Origin of the sequence: Microbacterium sp. E-13 (genome assembly GCF_049912955.1) — a bacterium.
GTDB lineage: Bacteria > Actinomycetota > Actinomycetes > Actinomycetales > Microbacteriaceae > Microbacterium.
The window spans coordinates 903,722-922,989 of sequence record NZ_CP183973.1 but is presented as its reverse complement, the minus strand read 5'-3'; the positions used below and the strand labels follow the sequence as shown (position 1 = coordinate 922,989).

Annotated in this window: 15 protein-coding genes; 5 read left to right on the top strand and 10 right to left on the bottom strand. The window is 68.4% G+C overall.

All coding sequences use genetic code 11. From position 1 onward, the window contains the following. Positions 1–22: 22 nt before the first annotated feature. Genes ACN9MP_RS04175 through ACN9MP_RS04165 form a run of 3 tightly spaced genes read right to left on the bottom strand, consistent with a single transcriptional unit; the run spans position 23 to position 3,372 of the window. Positions 23–1,252, bottom strand: a complete 1,230-nt coding sequence (locus tag ACN9MP_RS04175; RefSeq protein ID WP_426324060.1) for a multidrug effflux MFS transporter — start codon at positions 1,250–1,252, stop codon at positions 23–25. Then, a complete protein-coding gene (locus ACN9MP_RS04170; protein WP_426324059.1) occupies positions 1,245–2,138 on the bottom strand; it encodes an alpha/beta hydrolase in 894 nt (297 codons plus the stop codon). Before ACN9MP_RS04170 ends, ACN9MP_RS04175 begins: the two co-directional genes overlap by 8 nt. A 25-nt stretch (positions 2,139–2,163) precedes the next feature. Continuing rightward, entirely contained in the window at positions 2,164–3,372 is a 1,209-nt protein-coding gene (locus tag ACN9MP_RS04165) for an FAD-dependent oxidoreductase (protein WP_426324058.1), read from the bottom strand. 132 nt (positions 3,373–3,504) lie between these two features. Here ACN9MP_RS04165 and ACN9MP_RS04160 point away from each other — a divergent pair, with 132 nt between their 5' ends. Both ACN9MP_RS04160 and ACN9MP_RS04155 read left to right on the top strand, forming a co-directional pair. Then, positions 3,505–4,428 carry a LysR family transcriptional regulator gene (locus ACN9MP_RS04160; protein WP_426324057.1) on the top strand — a complete coding sequence of 308 codons (924 nt, stop codon included), beginning with the start codon at positions 3,505–3,507 and terminating at the stop codon, positions 4,426–4,428. A gap of 323 nt (positions 4,429–4,751) precedes the next feature. Continuing rightward, complete coding sequence (locus tag ACN9MP_RS04155) at positions 4,752–6,338, top strand: molybdopterin-dependent oxidoreductase (RefSeq protein ID WP_426324056.1); 1,587 nt, start codon at positions 4,752–4,754, stop codon at positions 6,336–6,338. 52 nt (positions 6,339–6,390) lie between these two features. On the opposite strand, the gene ACN9MP_RS04150 is transcribed toward ACN9MP_RS04155, so the two are convergent. From ACN9MP_RS04150 to ACN9MP_RS04125, 6 genes are all read right to left on the bottom strand, one after another. After that, positions 6,391–7,080 (bottom strand): MFS transporter, encoded by a 690-nt coding sequence (locus ACN9MP_RS04150; protein ID WP_426324055.1) that lies wholly within the window; start codon positions 7,078–7,080, stop codon positions 6,391–6,393. A gap of 6 nt (positions 7,081–7,086) precedes the next feature. Then, complete coding sequence (gene nikE, locus ACN9MP_RS04145; protein ID WP_426324054.1) at positions 7,087–8,718, bottom strand: nickel ABC transporter ATP-binding protein NikE; 1,632 nt, start codon at positions 8,716–8,718, stop codon at positions 7,087–7,089. Continuing rightward, on the bottom strand, positions 8,715–9,599 hold the full coding sequence (locus ACN9MP_RS04140; protein ID WP_426324053.1) for an ABC transporter permease: 885 nt from the start codon (positions 9,597–9,599) through the stop codon (positions 8,715–8,717). Before ACN9MP_RS04140 ends, nikE begins: the two co-directional genes overlap by 4 nt. Beyond that, entirely contained in the window at positions 9,596–10,513 is a 918-nt protein-coding gene (locus tag ACN9MP_RS04135) for an ABC transporter permease (protein ID WP_426324052.1), read from the bottom strand. Before ACN9MP_RS04135 ends, ACN9MP_RS04140 begins: the two co-directional genes overlap by 4 nt. Before the next feature lie 35 nt (positions 10,514–10,548). Continuing rightward, complete coding sequence (locus ACN9MP_RS04130; protein WP_426324051.1) at positions 10,549–12,096, bottom strand: ABC transporter substrate-binding protein; 1,548 nt, start codon at positions 12,094–12,096, stop codon at positions 10,549–10,551. 78 nt (positions 12,097–12,174) lie between these two features. After that, positions 12,175–12,630 (bottom strand): VOC family protein, encoded by a 456-nt coding sequence (locus ACN9MP_RS04125; RefSeq protein WP_426324050.1) that lies wholly within the window; start codon positions 12,628–12,630, stop codon positions 12,175–12,177. Positions 12,631–12,772: 142 nt separating this feature from the next. On the opposite strand from ACN9MP_RS04125, the gene ACN9MP_RS04120 reads away from it, so the two are divergent. From ACN9MP_RS04120 to ACN9MP_RS04110, 3 genes are read left to right on the top strand one after another with little or no spacing between them, the layout of a single operon-like run. Beyond that, positions 12,773–13,807: a Gfo/Idh/MocA family protein gene (locus ACN9MP_RS04120; protein WP_426324049.1), complete on the top strand. Its 1,035-nt coding sequence runs from the start codon at positions 12,773–12,775 to the stop codon at positions 13,805–13,807. Continuing rightward, on the top strand, positions 13,804–14,886 hold the full coding sequence (locus ACN9MP_RS04115; RefSeq protein ID WP_426324048.1) for a Gfo/Idh/MocA family protein: 1,083 nt from the start codon (positions 13,804–13,806) through the stop codon (positions 14,884–14,886). Before ACN9MP_RS04120 ends, ACN9MP_RS04115 begins: the two co-directional genes overlap by 4 nt. Continuing rightward, entirely contained in the window at positions 14,879–16,069 is a 1,191-nt protein-coding gene (locus tag ACN9MP_RS04110) for an ROK family protein (protein ID WP_426324047.1), read from the top strand. Before ACN9MP_RS04115 ends, ACN9MP_RS04110 begins: the two co-directional genes overlap by 8 nt. Positions 16,070–16,082: 13 nt before the next feature. Here ACN9MP_RS04110 and ACN9MP_RS04105 read toward each other — a convergent pair whose 3' ends face one another. After that, the gene (locus ACN9MP_RS04105) at positions 16,083–19,208 is read right to left on the bottom strand and encodes a BTAD domain-containing putative transcriptional regulator (RefSeq protein WP_426324046.1); all 3,126 of its coding nucleotides are present in this window, start codon (positions 19,206–19,208) and stop codon (positions 16,083–16,085) included. Positions 19,209–19,268 lie beyond the last annotated feature (60 nt).

The following is a 19,268-nucleotide window of genomic DNA, read 5'->3' as shown; positions in this document are numbered from 1 at the left end:
TCCGGGAAAGCCGACCGACCAGTTATCGGTTGCCGGAGTCTCCACGGCCGGCCACGACGACGGCGATCGCCGCGATGGAGACGCACGCCGCCATGGTGACGGTCATGGCGACGGGGCTGCCGATCGTTCCGCTGGTCGCTACGGGCGCCGCCAGCGCAGCGAGCCCGAACTGACTGGCGCCGAGGAGCGCGGATGCAGAACCCGCTCCGCGTCCCGCCTCATCCATCGCGAGAGAAGTGGCGTTGCCCATGACGAATCCGAGGCACGCCACCGACAGCCACAGCAGCACGAGCAGAAGCGGCGCCGTGAGCGTGCGGGCGAGCGCCGCGCCGAGGAGCACCAGCACGGCCGCGGCTTCGGCTGTGATGCCTGCTGCAAGGAGCCGGCGGGGCGGGATTCTCCGCACGAGACGGGCGCTGGTGAACGAGGCGAGCGTCAGACCGACCGCGTTCGCGGCGAACGCGAGGGCGAAAGCGCCAGGGGCGAGCCCGAATCCCTCCTGCAACACGAAGGGCGATGCGGCGACGTAGGCGATGAGAGTCGCGTACGCGAAGACGAGGACGACGGTGTAGCCGATGAAGCGAGGGCGGCGCACGATCGCCCAGGCCTCGTTTCTGCCGGATGCCGCCTCTCGCGCTCGCCGACGGCCCGCTGGCAGCGTCTCGGGCAGCAGCACGATGGCGGCGAGAAGCATCAACGCCGCCAGGCCGGTGAGCGCTGCGAAGACGCCCCGCCAGCCGGACGACTCGGCGAGCGGGCCTCCGAGGAGCGGCGCGACCACAGGGGCGATGGCGCCGATCGCCATGAGCAGCGAGAAGGCGCGCGCTGCGGCTTCGCCGTGGACGGTGTCGGCGACGATGGCGCGCCCGAGCACGATGCCGGCGGCTCCGGCCAATCCCTGGACGAGGCGCGCCGCGATCAGGAGGTGGATGCCGGGAGCCAGGGCGCACGCGAGCGAGGCGACGACGCACACGCTGGTTCCGACGAGCAGGACCGGCCGTCGCCCAACCCGGTCGGAAAGGGGCCCGAGCACGACCTGACCGACGGCGAGGCCGACCATGAAGGCGGTGACGGTCAGCTGGAGCGTCGGGGCGTCGGTCCCCAACTCCGCCGCCATGGCGGGCAGGGCCGGGAGGTACATCGCGGTCGCGAGCGGTGAGATCGCGGCGAGCAACGCCAGGGTGAGCAGCTGAGGTGTCGCGAGACCAGCGGTCGAGGCATCCGTCCCCCGCGTCCCCCGATTGTCACGCATCGAGAGTCGCGGCGAGCCACCTCGAGGTGCGTTGGATGATCTCGGGGAAGTGCTTCGAGAGGATCTCATAGTGCTGCCCGGGGTACTCGATGAGCTCCTTGGGCTCGGGTATGCGCGAGTACATCTCGCGTGCCTCTTCGACCGCCGCCACGGTGTCCTGCGAGGCCAGCACCATGAACAGCGGTGCGGCGATCCGCTCGGCGTAGGCGGTCACCTCCATCTCGAAGAGCCGGTCCAGCGTCGAGATCGTGATCTCGTTGCGAAAGCTCGGAAGGCCGTGGATCGCGTTCTCCACGAACTCGAGTCCCTCCTGATCGCTGAACATGACGGGGCGACCGGGTTCCGGAGTGCCGTGCAGGCGGATCGTGGCCGCGGGCTCGCCGCGCAGCCGGTTCTGACGGTCGACGGGGATGAGCGCCTCGAGTTCGGCGAGGGTGCTTTCCGGCTGCAGTTGGCGCGCGCTCCAGCCACTCACGGGCGGAATGATGCTCACCACCGCGCGCACGCGACGGTCCATCGCCGCGGTGAACATGGAGTTCGCGCCGCCGATGCTGACGCCCCACAGCCCGAGCCGGTCGCCGTCGACGTCGTCCCGGAGGGTGAGGTGCGTGATGACGTGACGCAGGTCGCGGCATTGCTGCCAGGGATCGAACTCCTGACGGGGCTCGCCGTCGCTGTACCCCGTGGACCGGTGGTCGTACGTGAGGCAGGCGAGGCCTGCCGAGGTGAAGGCCGGCGCCATCGGCCAGTTCGACTCGGCCGGGCCGCCGAGCCCGCCCTGGAGAATGACGACGGGGGGCGGCGTCACCGAATCGGCCGGCAGGAAGAGCCGGCCGCGCAGCGTCACGCCGTCGGCCAGGAACTCGACATCTTCTTCGACATGCATGCTTTCGCCTCTCGGTGGGTGCGGGTCAACCGGCAAGGTCCGGCACGTGGTCGCTGTGCACGGCATCGGGGTCGGCCGACGCCCTCATGATCGGGAACACCTCGGCGCGCATCCGCTCCTCGTATCCGCCGATCGCCTCGAGAAGCGGCCGCCGCCCCTGGGCTGCGTCGTCGAGCGCACGCACGAGCGCCGCAGCGTCGCGCAGGGCGGAATTGGCTCCGGCGCCGAAGCTGGGCGGCATCGCATGGATGGCGTCCCCCAGGAGTGTCACGCGGCTCGGCCGCCAGGCGTCGGCGACCTCGAGATAGCGGATTGCGCTGGGTGCGATCGTCGACTCGTCGATCCGATCGACGAGTTCCACGAGCCCGGGGTGTGCACCCCGCATCGCGCGACGGATGGCGGCGTGAAGCTCCTCGGGCGAATCGTGCGCGAAGTCTGGCATGTCGGGAGTCGGATCTGCGCCGAGGTCCGACCCGTAGGTCACCATCACGTACGGCTCGACGTGGTCGATGCCGGCTCCCGGAGCGAGATCGGCGACGGCTTCGGAGATGGGCCGTCGAGGATCATAGACGCCGATCGCGAAGATCGTGCCGTCGCCTCGTGTGACGATGGCGAACCCGTCGAAGAGGGCATCCGGCATGACGTCGGCGAGGTCCTCGGTGAGCGGTGCGATGGACCACATCCCGCGCATGCCGGTGTCGATGACGTGCACGTCGGGAAGCAGCTGAGACCGGATGGGCGAATGGATGCCGTCGGCGCCGACCACCACGTCGCCCCCGGCGGACGAGCCGTCGTCGAAGAGCGGACGCGCGCCGTCGGGCCCGGCTTCGTAGCCGACCGCCGTGCGCCCGAAGTGCAGGACGTCGTCGAGGCCGGTCGCGAGAATCTGGCGCAGCGTCCGGCGGTTGACGGCCGTGTGCGGTCGTTCGCCATCGTTCGGCGGGCCGATGTGGGGCCTCGTCCAGATCTCCCTGGCCTGCGTGTCCAGCATCACCGACATCTCCCGCTTCGGAGTGCGCCGCGAGGTCTGCAGGTACAGCTCGTAGAGGTTCTCGGGCAGGCACTGGCGGAGGGCCTCGCCTCCGAGCACATTCATGTGCAGTCGGTAGCCGGCGTTGACGATGCCGGGCGCACTCTCGTAGACCGCGCAGCTGATGCCGGCCTTGCGGAGACCCTGCGCGAGGCACAGGCCGCCGATCCCACCGCCCGAGATCAGCACATGAAACGACGTCATCGCCGACTCCTTCGTCGTCGCGACCGAGACGTTCTCCCGGTTCTGCTCTTATCTTCCGAACCGATTTGGTATTGAGGAAGCTGAATCTGACAATGGTCGATATTGGGATTTCCAATAGCGAAGGATGTCGCAGTGGGCGTTGATCTGAACCTCCTCGTATCGCTCAACGCGCTCCTGGAAGAGCGCAGCGTGAGTCGCGCGGCGACCCGGCTGCACCTCAGCCAGCCGACCCTGAGCACAGCGCTCTCGCGTCTCCGGCGGCACTTCGGCGATGAGCTCCTCGTCCGCACCGGCAACACCTATCGACTCACGCCGCTCGCCGAAGAGCTGCTCGAGACGACCGGTCAGGCGCTCTCGTGGACCGATCGCATCTTCGACACCAGACCGCGGTTCGTGCCGGAGGCCTCGGAGCGCGAGTTCACGCTCGTGATGTCGGACGCGCAGCTGCCGATCTTCGGCCGGGCGCTCGCATCCATCGTCGCGAGCGAGGCTCCCCGGGTTCGCCTTCGCTTCGAGCACAGCACCGCGCGCATGATCTCTCCCGGTGTGGACTGGTTGCGCGACATCGATGCGCTGGTGCTCCCGCAGGGCATCCTCGCGGATGCTCCCAGCCTCGATCTCTACGGCGACCGTTGGGTCTGCGTGATCGCGGCTTCAGCCGACCGTCGGGGACCACTCTCGCTCGCCGAGATGAGCGAACGCCCGTGGGTGACGCCGTATCACCCGCGCATGCCGGTGCTCTCCGCGCTCCACCGCATGCGCCAGTCGGGCGTGGAGCCGCGTGCGGCGATCAGCACCGAGGACTTCCTGGCGGTACCCCACCTCGTCGCGGGCAGCGACAGAGTCGGCCTGATGCCCGAGCGCGTGGCACGCCTGGCTGCGGTCTTCGAGGGCGTCACGATCGTGGATGCCCCGTTCGAGCTGGGGATGCTCGTCGAGGCGCTGTGGTGGCACCCGGTCCACGAAAGGGACCCCGCACACCGGTGGCTCCGGCAGGTCGCGGTCCGCGCGGCGAACAGCCTCGCCGACACGGCAGCGCCGCTCCCGGCAGAGTGAACGCGGTGACCGTTCCCCTGCAAGCTCAGGGATACACGGTGCTCGCTCCGCCGAACGAACTCCTGCGAAGCTGGCGTTCGGCGAGCCGATCGCTGCGGGCGGGTACGAAGTCGTCCCTGCGGCGCTGGTCGTCTTCGGATTCGGTGGCGGCGGCGGTGAGGCGCGGGCCGGCCGCCGTCGACGGGCGCTGAGGCCGCGCTCGATATTCCGGCTGTCATTGCCGAGCGCGGCCCGCGACGACTGAGCGGTGGAGCGGATGATCGGCTCGCTTCAGATCCGATTCCAGCCCGGCCCCGAACAACCTTGGACCACACGACTCAGGGATGGGGACGCACGTGACCGGACGCCGCCCGCGCAGGTTCCTCGCACTCGCCGCCTTCGCGGGCGCAGCGAGCGCAGCGGTTTTTCTGGCGGTCGCTGAGCTGCTCGCGCTGCTGGTCGCCCGCGACGCGAGCCCGATCTTGGCGGTGGGATCGTTCGTGATCGACATCGTCCCGCAACCGCTCAAAGAACTTGCGATCTCTCTTTTCGGCGAGTTCGACAAGATCGCTCTGCTGGCTGGGCTCGGGCTTGCGGTCCTGATCGCGTCCTCGATCGCGGGGGTTCTGCAGTTCCTGCGGCCGCCTCTGGGTGTCGTCGCGCTCGGAGTCGCCGGGGCGCTCTCGGTCGCGGCGATCGTGACACGTGCCGGCGTCACCCCGCTCGCCTTCCTGCCGCCGGTGATCGGCGCGTTCGCCGGATCGATCGTGCTGATCATCCTGTGTCGCCGCCTTCGCGACTGGCAGCGCTCGACCAGCCGTCCACAGGCCGCAATGGGCGCGAGTGGGGACCCGCGGCCGGGCATGGATCGGCGGCGATTCTTCGTGCTGGCCGGCGTCGCGAGCGCGTCCGCGGTGCTCGTCGGCATCACGGCGAGAGCGGTGAGCATGGCCACCTCGTCCGTGGAGGCGGTCCGGCGGGCGCTGCGTCTTCCGGCGGCCCGATCAACGGTGACGGTGCCGGCGGGAGCGGAGCTCGACATCCCTGGCATCACACCGCTGTTCACCCCGAATGCTGACTTCTACCGCGTCGACACCGCGCTGACCGTGCCCGCTGTCGATCCCGGCACCTGGCGTCTCGTGGTGGACGGCATGGTCGACCGCCGCGTGGAGCTCGGCTTCGACGACCTGCTCGCGATGGACCTGGACGAGTATGCGATCACGCTGACGTGCGTGTCGAACGTCGTGGGAGGCGAGCTGGTCGGAAACGCCATCTGGCTGGGTGTGCCGGTGCGCGACGTCCTCCGCCTCGCCGGACCGCGATCCGACGCCGACATGGTGCTCTCCCGCAGCGTCGACGGCTACACCGCCAGCACCCCATTGTCGGCCCTCACCGATGACACGCTCGACGCGATCCTCGCGGTGGGGATGAACGGTGAACCTCTGCCGCTCGAGCACGGCTTCCCTGTCCGGATGGTGGTGCCGGGTCTCTACGGCTACGTCTCGGCCACCAAGTGGCTTACCGAACTCGAAGTCACCACGTTCGCGAAGGACGAGGCCTATTGGACCCCTCGGGGCTACAGTGCGCAAGCACCGATCAAATTCTCCTCACGGATCGACACCCCCAAGATCGGCAAGTCCGTGCCGGCGGGCCGCATTCCGATCGCCGGGGTCGCGTGGGCGCAGTCCGTCGGCATCGAAGCGGTCGAAGTGCGCATCGACGACGGCGACTGGCAGCCGGCAACGCTGTCGATTCCGATCAACACCGACACGTGGGTGCAATGGTTCATGGAGTGGGATGCCACAGCGGGCACCCACTACGTCTCGGTGCGGGCGACCAACAAGAACGGCGAACTGCAACTCGAAGAGACGTCACCGATCGCACCCAACGGATCCTCCGGCTGGCAGCGAGCGCTCATCTCGGTCACATAAGCCGGATGCCTCACAACCGGATCCTCCAGCGGGTATCCGGCCCGTGCGGAACTCATCGTCGTCTCGCCGTCAGAGAGCCGAGCATAGGACCGGTGACGACGGCGATGAGCATGAGCGCGACCATGATGATGGCGGGATGGCCGTTTCCCGACAGCGGGCTGACGAGCCCGCCGGCGAGGAACATGCCGACGCCCAGCAGCGCCGAGGCGGAACCCGCCCGCTGTCCGCTCTCGGCCATGGCGAGCGCGGTGCAGCACGGTCCGATCGCGCCGCACGGCACCACAGCCACGGCCAGACTCGCCACCAGCAGCACGGGGTGGCTCCACCCCGTCCCCACGTCGACGAAGATCACGAGCGCCAGCAGGAGGACGCCCGCCAGCTGGATGAGTTGGGCCGAGCGGATGACGGACCGGGGATGCCGCCTCCTCAGCAAGCGCGCGGTCGCGAGGCTGGTCAGGAGGAGCCCCAGCCCAACCGCCCCGAAGGTCGCGGCGAACTCCAGCTCACTGAACTCGAAGACCCCCTGAAGGACGAAGGGCGCGGTCGAGATGTAGCTGAACAGAAGAGCCGCCGATGAAACGAGGATTCCCAGGTAACCGCGGAAGGTGCGCATGCGCAGCAGATCCAGGAACGATCTCAAGGCGAGGCGGAGGGATCCGGTGGTGCGACGCGCAGCCGGGTGCCGCCAACAGCCCCAATGCGACGGTCGCGAGCGGCGAGATGGCTCGCCGTTGCTCCTCATGCGTCATCAGGCTGGTGCGTGTGCGGCCCGCGGCAGCGTGGGGGTCGCCGCCATCAGCTCCTTGGTGTACTGCTCCACGGGGTCGGTGAAGATCTTCTCTGATGAGCCGGATTCGACGATCTCGCCGTGGCGCATGACGATCGCCTGGTCGGTCATGTGGCGGATGACGCTCAGGTCGTGCGAGATGAGCACGAGCGCAAGCCCGTGGGTCGCCCGCAGGCGCATGAGGAGATTCAGGATCTGCGCCTGTGCGGAGATGTCGAGCGCCGAGGTCGGTTCGTCGGCGACGAGGAGTCTGGGCTCGCTGGCGAGAGCGCGCGCGATGCCGACCCGCTGGCACTGCCCCCCGCTCAACCCCGCGGGGCGCCGGTCCATCGCCTGGACGGGAAGGCCGACGTCGTCGAGGAGGTCGCCCGCGGCAGAAAGCGCCGCCTTGCGCGACAGCGAGTGCCAGCGGCGCAGCACTTCAGCGACCGTCTCACGCGGCGTGCGCCATGGGGTGAGCGAACCGAAGGGGTCCTGGAAGATCATCTGGATCTCACGCCGACGGCCGCTCTTCGCGCGGCCCGCCCACGGACGCCCGTCCACGAGAACGGTGCCGGTCGTCGGGCTCAGCGCTCCGACGATCATCCGTCCGAGGGTCGTCTTGCCGCTGCCGCTCTCGCCCACGATCCCGATGGAGTCGCCGCTCCTGATGTCGAGCGACAGGGGGGCGACCGCCGGCTTGAGCGCGTGGCGGAATGTCACCGAGACGTCCGAGAGGGAGACGATGGTCCGCTCGTCGGTCGGAACGGCCTCCGCCGCCGCGGGGGCGCGCAGCTCTCCCGTCGTGCGATCGAGCACGGCGAGCGGCGCACCGGGCTTCGAGGTTTCCGGTCGTGCCGCCAGAAGGGCACGGGTATAGGCGTGCTCGGGGTCCGTGAGCACCTTGCGGGTGGGACCCGATTCGAGGATCTCGCCGTTGCGCATCACGGACACGCGCTCCGAGACCAGCCCGACGACGGCGAGGTCGTGGGCGATCATCAGCAGCGACATGCCCGTTTCCCGGCGCAGCTCGCCGAGCAGCTTGAGGATGTTCGCCTGCACGGTGACGTCCAGAGCCGTGGTCGGCTCGTCGGCGACCATGAGCTCAGGTCGGCCGGCGAGGGCCATCGCGATCATGACGCGCTGGCGCATTCCGCCGGAGAGCTCATGCGGGTATGACTTCAGCACCTGCTCGACGCGGGGCATGTGGACGTGGTCGAGGAGTTCGCGCGAGCGCTTGCCCACGTCGGCGCCGGGGTCGAGCACCCGCACCGTCTCGGCGATCTGGTTGCCGATCCGCACGACCGGATCCAGGCTCGACAGGGACGCCTGTGGAACGAGCGCTATTCGCTTCCCGCGGAGAGTCGTCCACGATGTGTCGTCCTGGGCGATCGGGCGGCCGTCGAACTCCATGTGGCCCGAGCTGACCCGTCCGCCGATCCGGCCGATGAGTCCCGTGACGACGCGGGCTGTGACGGTCTTGCCGGATCCCGATTCGCCGACGAGGGCGACCGACTCCCCGCGGGCGACGTCGAGATCGATGTCGCTGATGACGGTTCGCCCGGCCAGCTCGACGGAGACGTTTCGCAGTGAGAGCAGTGGTGACGTGCTCATTTCTTCCTCCTCGAGTCCAGCAGGGAATCGGCGACGAAGCTCAGTGACAGACCCGTGAGGGCGAGCACGATACCGGGGAAGATGGTGATCCACCATGCCTGACGAAGGAACGCGCGTCCTTCGTACATGATGGCGCCCCACTCGGGAGCCGGCGGCTGGACGCCGGCTCCGAGGAACGGAAGCGACGACAGGATCACGACGACCATCACGATGTCGCTCACGGCGAGGGCCAGAGTGATGCGGCTGACGCCCGGAGCGATGTGGCGCGTGACGATCCGGGTGCTCGAGATGCCGGCGACACGGGTGGCCAGGACGAAGTCCGAGTCCCGCAGCGCGAGCGCCTGGCCACGCGCCACACGGGCGTACCCCGACCACATGACGCACATGAGGGCGATCATCGCTGCGGGGAGTCCCGGCGGCGCGGGTCCCCACGTGGTGTCGGGCCCGATGAGCACCACCAGCACGAGGAGCAGGATGACGAGGGGGAAGGCGAGGACCGCGTCGACGATACGCATGATCAGCGAGTCGATCCACCCGGCGCGCGACGAGCCCGCGAGCGTTCCGAGCAGCGTCCCGACGACGAGGGCGAACACTGTCACGACGACGCCCGCAGCGAGGTCGACGCGTCCGCCCGCGAAGGTGCGGAGGAAGACATCGCGACCGACCTGATCGGTTCCGAAAGGGTGCTCGAGGCTCGGGGGCTGCAGCGCCATGGCGACGAAGTCCTCGGGTCCGTAGGGATAGAAGACCGGCACGAAGATGCACATGAGCACGATCAGCGCGAAGACGCTCCCGCCCACGATCCGGCTGGCGGGGGCGCCGATGAGGCCGCGCAGCCACCCGAGGGCCCAGGGGCGGCGTCCGACGACTGCGGTGGTCATAGCGTCCTCGCTCGGGGGTCGACGAAGGTGTAGGCGATTTCGACGAGGTAGCCGCTGACGACGACGACGACGGCGGAGACCAGGGCGATCCCCTGGATCACCGGGTAATCACGGCGCGACACCGCGTGGCTCATCTCGGTTCCCAGACCCGGGATGCCGAAGACGGATTCGACGATGATCGCCCCGGTCAGCAGCATCCCGAAGCTGATGCCGACGAGGGTCAGGACCGGGAGAAGGCTGTTGGGCAGGATGTGCTTGGCGTTGAGCACCCTGCCGGGCAGGCCGCGGGCGAACGCTGCCTCCATGAACTGCTGTCCCTGCGCGTCGATGGCCGCCTGCCGGACTGTGCGGATGACCAGAGTGGACATGGTGGTCGAGAGCGCGATCCCCGGAAGGACGAGGTACGCGAAGTTTTCGGGCCACTTGCCGGGCCAGCCGCCGGCGGGGAACCAGCCGAGGGTGAGCGAGAAGACGAGGATCAGCAGGAGCCCGACGAGGAACGCGGGAACCGAGAACGTGATCATGGCCCACGTGCGCACCGTCAGATCGACTCCCCGTCGCTTGCTGATCGCAGCGAGCAGACCCAGAAGGATGCCGACCACGACGCCGAACACGATCCCGGTGATCGCTATCGCAGCGGTTGCCGGGAGCGCGTCGCTGATGATGTCACCGACCGAGCGTCCCGCCTGAGCAGTCGACTCGCCCAGGTCGCCCCGGAGGAGTCCGCCCACATAGAGGACGAACTGCTCCGGGAGCGACTTGTCGAGGTTGAGCTGCTCGGCGAGCGCTGCTGCGCGCTCTGGCGAGTACTCGGTCCCGAGGATGACCTTCACGGGGTCACCCGGTGTGATTCGCACGAGCAAGAACACGAGAATCACCACGACTGAGATGGTCAAGAGCGCCTGACCGGTCATCCGGCCGATGCGACTCGCGACTGCTCGTGCGTTCATCAGTTCTGCGCTTCCATGCGGGCCAGCGACTGCACCAGGGCGAACACGCCGTCCGGCAGGGTCGTGGCGCTGCCGCGAACCCACGGCGCGATCGTGAGGAACGGCTGGTCCTCGGCGAACTGCGCCTCGACGGCGGCCTCCGCCTCCACGCGCTCGTCACCGGTCGTGGACGTCACACCGACGATGAGGTCGTTCATCGTCTCGGAGTTGTAGCCGGTGAATTCGGCCTTGAGCGGGCCGGTGCCCAGGAGCGCATTCGCCAGCAGCTGGTCGGGGGTGTTGGACGCACTCGCCATTGCGCCAGGGACGATGTCGTAGTCCGCGGCGAAGAGGCGGTCCACGAGAGTCGCTCCGTCGACCTGCTCGAGGGTGACGTCGATCCCGACTTCCTCGAGCTGCTGCTGCACCATGAGCGCCAGCTGACCCGCGAACGCGAAGTCCTGGTCGGAGTACACCATCGTGACGTCGCAGCCGGACTCGCACTCGGTGCCCTTGAGGAACTCCTGGGCGGCGTCGACGTCCTGCTTCACGGGAATCGAGTCGTCGTGGCCTTCCGTGCCCACCGGCCAGAACCCGGCCTGGGGGACGTTGTACTCGCCCCAGATGGCTGCCACGATGGCTTCGCGGTCGATCGCCGCGTTGGCGGCCTTCCGGACGTTCACGTCGGCGAAGGGCCCGCGGGTGTTCTGGAGGCGGAGGTCGAAGAACCCGTAGACCGGCGTCATGACGATCTGGACTCCGTCCACACCGGCGACCTGTGTGATGAAGTTGGGCGCGAGATCACCGGCGAAGTCGACTTCGCCCGACTGCAGCTGGCTGAGGGCGGAGTTGCCGTCAGGGATGACCGTGAAAGTCACGTGGTCGACAGCCGGCGCCCCGCCCCAGAAGTTCGGGTTCGCGTCGAGTTCGAGCTTGCCGGACGCCCAGCCCTCGCTGATCGTGTACTGACCCGAGGTCACCGTCGGTGCCTGGAAGTAGCTCGCGGCGTCGGCCATGGCGGACGCGGGATAGATCGCCAGCAGACCCGCCTGGCCCTCGAAGGAGGGATAGGGCGTCGGAAAGGTGAAGTCGACCGTGGCGTCGTCTGTGGCCGTGACGGTGGCGATGCGGTTGGTCGTCGACGCGATGCGACTTCCCTCGACCGACTTGTGCCGGTTGATCGTGGCGGCGACGTCTTCAGCCGTGATGGCCGAGCCGTCCGAGAACTGCGCGTCACGCAGCGTGACGGTCGCCGCAGTGAAGTCCTCGTTGTACTCGACGCTTTCCGCCAGGCCGGGCACGGTATTGCCGTCGGCGTCCAGGACGAAGAGCGAGGTGCTCAGCAGGGCGCTGGTCGCACGGTCGGTTGCCGAGACCGTGGCCGTCGGGTCGAAGCTCGAGGCCTGTGCGGCGAGCGAGATCACCGCGCTCTCGATCGCCTCGCCGTCATAGGCGTCGTTCGCCGTCGGCGTGGGCGCGCTTCCCGCGCCGCCTGCGCAGGCGGTGAGGGCGAAGGCGATCGCCCCCGTTGCAGCGAGGGCTGCGAGCCCTCTGGACTTCTTCGTCATGTAAGAACGCTCCTTGTTCTTCGGGTCGGCCGGAAGCCGCTTGCTGTCGTTGCCGGCAGTGGGTGGTGCCTCAAGCGCTCAATCGAGCGCCGTCCTGGGTTCAGGGACGTCTGGTGAAGTGGCTCGATAGCTGACCAGTTCGAGGATGATCCCGAACGGGTCGCGAACGAAAGACCAGTCCATGTCGTGGCGGTCGAAGTAGGACGGGGGGAAGACGACATCCGCGCCACGAGCGACGAGGAGATCGGTCGCGGCCGCGCAGTCATCGACGACGAAGGCGAGGTGGTGCAGGCCCGCGAGGTTCCCGGCGTGCGCGCCGAGGCCGGGTCGCTGAACGAGCTCGATGCGCGCGCCCGGTGCTTCCAGGTGCGCCCACGCCATCGCCGTCTCCGCGTTCTCCCACCGGTCGGCCACCTGGAGGCCGAGCGCGCCGACGTACCAGTCGACGGCTGCTTCGATGTCGTCGACCATGACGCCGGTGTGGTCCACGCGCAGCACCTCGATGGCGCTTCGTGGGGTGTCTTCTTCGATCACGACTCGATCATCGACGGACTTTTTTGAATTGTCAAGCAAAAGTTGTTGATTGATATAGATTAGTTGCTCAACAATGACGTACGGTGGGGTCACGCCGATCAACGCAGGTGCGGATCGGCGCGGATCACAACGAGGAGATTCCATGACGACCAGTCCCGTGCGAGTGGGCGTGATCGGTACGACGCCGTACGCAGAGACGCACATGGAGCGCATCGCGCGTCACCCTCACGCGGTGCTGTCGGCCGTCGCAGGGCGCAACCCTGTGCGCGCCTCGGCGGTCGGCGAAAGACATGACGTTCACGGAGTCTTCGACAGCTACGAGTCACTGCTGGCTTCCGGCTTCGTCGACGCGGTCGCCGTGGTCGCACCCGACGAGCTGCACGAGCCGATCGCCCGCGCCGCCTTCGACGCCGGCATCCATGTCCTCTGCGAGAAGCCGCTCTCCCGCACCCCGGGCTCCGCACGGCGCATGGTCGATGCAGCGGAACAGTCGGGTCTGGTCAACATGTCGTACTTCGCACTGCGCACCACACCGCAGCACCGCTACCTGCATTCGCTCCTTCGGGCGGGCGATATCGGGCGCGTGCTCTCCGTCGACATCGAGCTCTCCCACGGCTTCTTCCGGGGCAGTGAGTACAACTGGCGCTTCGACACCTCGCTCGGTGGCGGGGTCGTCGCCGACCTGGGGTGCTATGTCTTCGACCTCGCCCGCTGGTACGTCGGCGAGATCCAAGCGGTCGTCACCCACGGCGCGCAACACGTGTACCGTCCGCGGCCGGACGGCGCGGCATACCCGTCGGCGGATGACTCGGCCTTCGGCGTGCTCTCCTTCGCGAACGGAGCTCATGGCTCATTCCACGTGAGCGTGGTCTCCCACGTCGGCGCGGGGAAGCAACGGAACGTGGTGAAGCTCCAGGGAGAGTCCGGCCGCCTCGAACTCGTCCACACCTTCGCCGGATCCCGCTTGCTCCGCGTCGGTGACGAGGAAGAGGAACTGAAGGTCCCCGTCGACTTCGACGCCCCGGACGGGGACGCCGAGTTCATCGACGCCATCGTCTCCGGAGGTTCGGTGAAGCCGGACTTCGTCGACGGCTGGCGCGTTCAACAGGTCGTCGCCGCCGCCGAGGAGTCGGCTCGGTCGGGAACCTGGATCGAAGTGAAAGGGGAAGCAGCATGAGAGTCGCGAGCGTCAGCTTCTGGCACCTCCACGGAACGGACTACGCATCGGAAGCCCAGCGCCGGGACGACATAGAGCTCGTCGCCCTCTGGGACGCCGACCACGAGCGAGGCATGGTCGGCGCGGCCGAGCACGGGATCGCTTTCGTGCGGGAACTCGACGAGATCCTCGACGACCCGAGCATCGAGGGCGTGATCGTCTGCGCACCGACCTCGGAGCACACGGAAATCGTCGTCCGATGCATCCGCGCGGGCAAGCATGTCTTCATGGAGAAGGTGCTCAGCGCTGATCTCGAGGGTGCGAAGGCCATCGTCGACGCCGCTCGAACGGCGGACGTCGCGCTGACGGTGTCGCTCTGGCGATCGGACCGTGGGTATGCGCGCCAGCTCGCCGAGCTGGTCGCGGATGGGGTGGTCGGCGACGTCACCTCCGCGCGCATCCGAGACGGACATCCGTTCGCTCTCGCGGCGCCCGGCAGGCCGAGCGGCACTCTCCCAGAACGGTTCTACGATCCTGTGGCGGCGCAGGGCGGTGCCCTGATCGACCTCTGCCATCCGCTCTACCTTCTGGCTCTCATCCTCGGGCTCCCCTCGCAGCTGACAAGCGCCTTCGGGCACGTCACGGGACGCGCGACAGAAGACAACGCAGCGGTGTTGCTCTCCTACCCCGATGGTGCACTCGCAATCGCCGAGACCACGTACGTCTCGCGGATCACGCCGTTCTCCATCGAGATCCACGGAACGGAAGGCTCGATCCTCTATTCCGAGCCCGGCATCGGCGCCCTCGTCGCTCAGCGCAACGAGGGGCCCCTCGACCAGCTGGGGCCCGATGACGAGCCGCGCCTCCGCCTCCGGACCACGATCGGCGGGGAACGGGGCTGGCAGGAGCTCGAAATTCGCGAGGACTCCCCCAGTGCCCTCGCCCAGTGGATCACCCACGTGGCGAACGGCACACGTGCCGACGCCAACCTGGCGCTCGCGCTCGAGCTCAGCGCCCTCGTCGAAGCCGCCTATCGTTCAGCCGCGGACGGGCGCGCGACGCCCGTCGACGCGGTGTGGTTGACTCATCGCCATGTATGAGACCTCGACCAGCGCCGCTGTCAGCGGAACCGGCGTGGGAGAGCTCCTGCAGATCTTCCTCGACGGACGAGGCCGCACCAAGTCCGAGCTCGCGGTGCTCACCGGCCTCTCACGGAACACCGTATCGGCGCGCGTCGATGCGCTGCTCGCAGCGCAACTCCTCGTCCCAGCGGGGTCGGAGGCCTCCTCCGGCGGCCGTCCCCCGGCGAAGATCGCCTTCAACTCGGATGCCGGGGCCGTGCTCGCCGTCGATCTGGGAGCGACGCACGCCACCGTCGCTGTCACGAACCTCGCTGCCGAGGTGCTCGAGCTGCACTCGGAGGAACTCGCGATCGCGGACGGCCCGCGGCCCGTGCTCGATCGCGTCTTCGAAGTCGGAGAGCAACTGCTGTCCCGCCACGCGGCCCACCGCCGCCTGGTGGGTGTCGGGATCGGCGTTCCGGGCCCGGTGGAGTTCGCCACCGGGCGTCCCATCAATCCGCCGATCATGCCTGGGTGGGATCAGTTCGACGTGGCCGGCTACACCCAGCAGCGATTCCCTGGCCCCGTGCTGGTCGACAACGACGTCAACATCCTGGCCCTCGGCGAGCAGAATCTCAGCTGGCCGGATGTCGACGAGCTGATCTTCGTCAAGGTCGCCACGGGCATCGGGGCCGGAATCATCACGGGCGGCGCTCTGCAACGGGGCGCGAAGGGCGTCGCGGGCGACATCGGCCACGTGCAGGTGCCGTACAGTCGCGACTCTCCGCGACCAGCCGACGACGAGCGCAGCCTCGCCCACCTCGCGAGCGGCCCCGCGATCGCCGCCGAGCTGCGAACGCGCGGAATCCTGGCCGAGGGCAGCCGGGATGTCGTTCGCCTCGTCCACGAGAACGACCCGGTGGCCGTCGAGGCCCTCAGGCAAGCAGGACGCCACGTGGGCGAAGTCCTGGCCATGCTCGTCAACACCCTCAACCCGTCGGTGATCGTGATCGGCGGGAGCGTCGCCCGTGCGGGAGAGCACCTCCTCGCCGGGATCCGCGAGGTCGTGTACCGCAAATCACGTCCCGTGGCGACTCAGGACCTCCTGATCGTCCCCGCACGCGCGGGCGACCAGGGCGGCGTGCGAGGAGCCGCGACATTGGTCAGGCAGAGGGTTCTCTCGCCCGAGAACGTGGAAGCGCTCGTAGCCGGCCTCGTCTAGCGCGGTCTCTCGGTCAGCCCCGGCACGCGGGGTCGTACGCGATTGCGCCGATGTAGGCGCGCCACTCCTCCTCCGTGAGCGTTCGCCCGGCGACGTCGCACGCGCGCTCCTCCCATGCGGCAGGGTCGGCGGTGATGACCTCCGTGTGCCCGTCTGGCCGTGGGAGTCGCAGGGCCCGCACGCTGTGCTCCCCGAATGACCCGTTCACACCGAATGTCCCGCCGCGGAAATTCTTCGACCAATCTCCGACGTCCCACGTGATCGCCTCGCCGTCGCCCGCGATGGTGATCAGTTCACGGTCGCTCTGGAACCCGACCTCGGTCACGACGTCGTCGTGCTCGCGCAGAATCTGCGTGACCTGGCCGGATTCGATGTTCACCAGGTCGATGCTGCGCGTCGTGTCCGCGACGGCCAACAGGGAACCGTCCGGGCTCAGGGCAGCTCTCGTCGGCGCCCCGGGCAGAGAAATGGTCACCGGCTCGGTGATTCCTGCAGGGTCGATGACTTGCACGGCGGGCCCATCCGCTCCGATGACGAGACGGTTCCCGTCGTCGCTGACGGCGAACAGTCCCCTTCCCGGAAGGCGATCGACTTGCGCGCCCGTAGCCGTGTCGAAGACGGCGATCGGCCCGGATCCAGCCGCGTAAAGGCGGGAGCCGTCCGGAGAGAACGCGACCACGACCCGCGACACGAACTCGGTCATCGGGTCATGGCCTCTCAGCTCCAGGAAGAGGGAGAGGGGAGCAGCGTCGTCGGCGGCCGCCGTTCTCCAGAGTTCGATCGTCCCCCACGAAGCATCCTGGGGGGTGACGGGCATCGGTACCGCGAGAAGGGAACCGTCCGCCGAGTACTCGGGGTCTCTCGACACCCTGTCGAGATCGTCGTACGTGGCCAGGTTGGTGGGTTCTTGCTGCTCGACGGAGATGGCGCCGGGCGCACGAGCGAGGACCTCCATGAGGCTCAGCCTCGCTTCATGGCTGTCATGCAACTGGATGGCCTGCATGGCGAGGAGCAGTGCCCGATCCAGCTTCGGCTCGTCGACGGCGACCTCGGCGACTCGGCGTGCCGTGGTGGCGATCGCCGCCTCTCCCGCGATGCCGGTCTGGATCCCGGCGAACACGCTCGCCCCTATTGCGACGATCGCCAGGCCGGCGGCCCCTGCCGACACCCAGGTCAGTCGTCGCACCATCCGACGCTCGCGTCGGAGCTGAGTCTGCGCAGCCGAGAGTTCGGCCTTCTCGTGCTCTGCCGACATCTCCATGAACTCGCGCTCGATCGTCGTCAGTGAAGGAGATGAGGCATCCTGCCACTGCTGTGCCGCGAGGAGCCGGCTGCCCCGGTACAGCTCGCTGTGCGGTCGGCCCATGGCGTCCCAGGCGATGGCCGTGGTCGCGAGGTGGCGCATGATCCGCTGGCCTTCGATGTCGCGGGCGAGCCACTCCGTCAGGCGCGGCCATTCCCGGGCGAGTGCCTCATGCGAGAGCTGCACCGATTCCTGGTCGGTCGTGATGAGGCGGGCATCGACCAGTCGATCGATGATCCTGGCGTGGGCCTCATTGATCGCGACCAGCGCGCGCTCGACACGATGACCGTTGGCGACGCCGTCGGCAACATCCACGAGGCGCAGCAGGATGTCGCGCAGCGGGCCTCTCTGCTCGTCGGACAGCTCTGCGTAAACCTCTTCTGCCGTCTGCGCCACCGAACCTTCGATCTCGCCCGAAGCTCGGTATCCGTCGACGGTCATGACCCTTCCCTCGCGACGTAGCCACACTTGACGCAGCGCGTGCGACAGCAGCGGCAGGGATCGTCCGTCGGCGTCGCGGACCAGCACTTCAGTGAGGCCCGGCTCCAGGATGAGCCCCGCCTGCTCGGCCGGTTTCTCGATGATGGCGCGCAGGCCGTCCGATCCGAGTTGGGTGAGCATCAGCATCCGTGACCGGATGATCTGCGCGAACCCGGCCTGCTCGGCGAGGTCGCCCAGACGATCTGCGCGCAGCGCGATGATGAGGGTTCCGCGAAAGACCAGCCGCGCGAGCTCCGCGAAGAACTGCCGCGTGGCGATGGGATCATCTGCCGCGAAAACCTGCTCGCATTGATCGACGATCAGAACGGATGCTGCGCCCGGAAGAACGACGTCCCGGATCGCGTCGACCGGATGCTCGCCTGGGGTGAGGATGACGACCTCGGCGCCGTCGGCGCGCAAGTGCGCGGCGATCCCCGCACGCACGAACGAAGATTTGCCGACGCCCGAGGCCCCCGCGATAAGCAGCACGCCGTACTCGTCGATCATTCGGAGGGCCTCCGCCAGCTCCTGCTCACGGCCGAAGTACCGGTCGGCGTCTTCGATCTCCGCCGGCGGGAGTCCGAAGTACGGGCACTCGGGCGACTCAGCGCGGGACGCTCGGTCTGAGAGGAGGGCCGGATCCTGGCGCAGGATCGCATGCTCGAGCTCCGCGAGATCGACGCCGGGATCCAGTCCCAGCTCCGCAGCGAGCAGTGATCGCGCGTGGCGCACCGTGGCAAGAGCATCCGCCTGCCGCCCTTGCCGGTACTGGGCGACGCTCAGCACGATCCAGCGCCGCTCGCGCAGTGGCGCCTCCGCGACGCGCGTCCGCGCCCAGGCCGCCACTTCCTCTACCCGGCCCGCCTGCAGTTCGGCGTCGAGCAGCAGCTCCTCTGCCGAAAGGCGTAGCTCGTCGAGGCGTCCGGACGCGATCCGGGCGGGTTGCCAGTCGACGACCTCGACGTACGCCTCTCCGCGCCATAGCGCCAGCGCCTCCGCGAAGGTGTGCGCGGCCCGGTCGGGTTCGCCGAGCTCGAGCATCTCGGTCCCCCGTTGAACGAGTCGCTCGAACCGGTCGGCGTCGATCTCGACGTGCTCCGCAAGGAGACGATAGCCGAGCGACGTGGTCTCGATCCGTGCGGGAGCGATCAAGCGGCGCAGTCGCATCACGCAGCCTTGAATGACCTTCTGCCCGGAGGCCGGCACCTCGTCGCCCCACACCGCGGCGGCGAGAGAGCCGGTCGACAACGATCCGCCGAGCCGGACGGTGAGCGCGCTCAGAACCGCGCGATCCCGCCGGCTCAGGGGTATCCGGCCATCATCCAGCGTCAGGGCGCCGAGTACGCGCACCTCCATGACGCCACTGTGAGCCCGCTCGAGACCCACGTCAAGAGCGCCGGAACCGCGTCGATACCG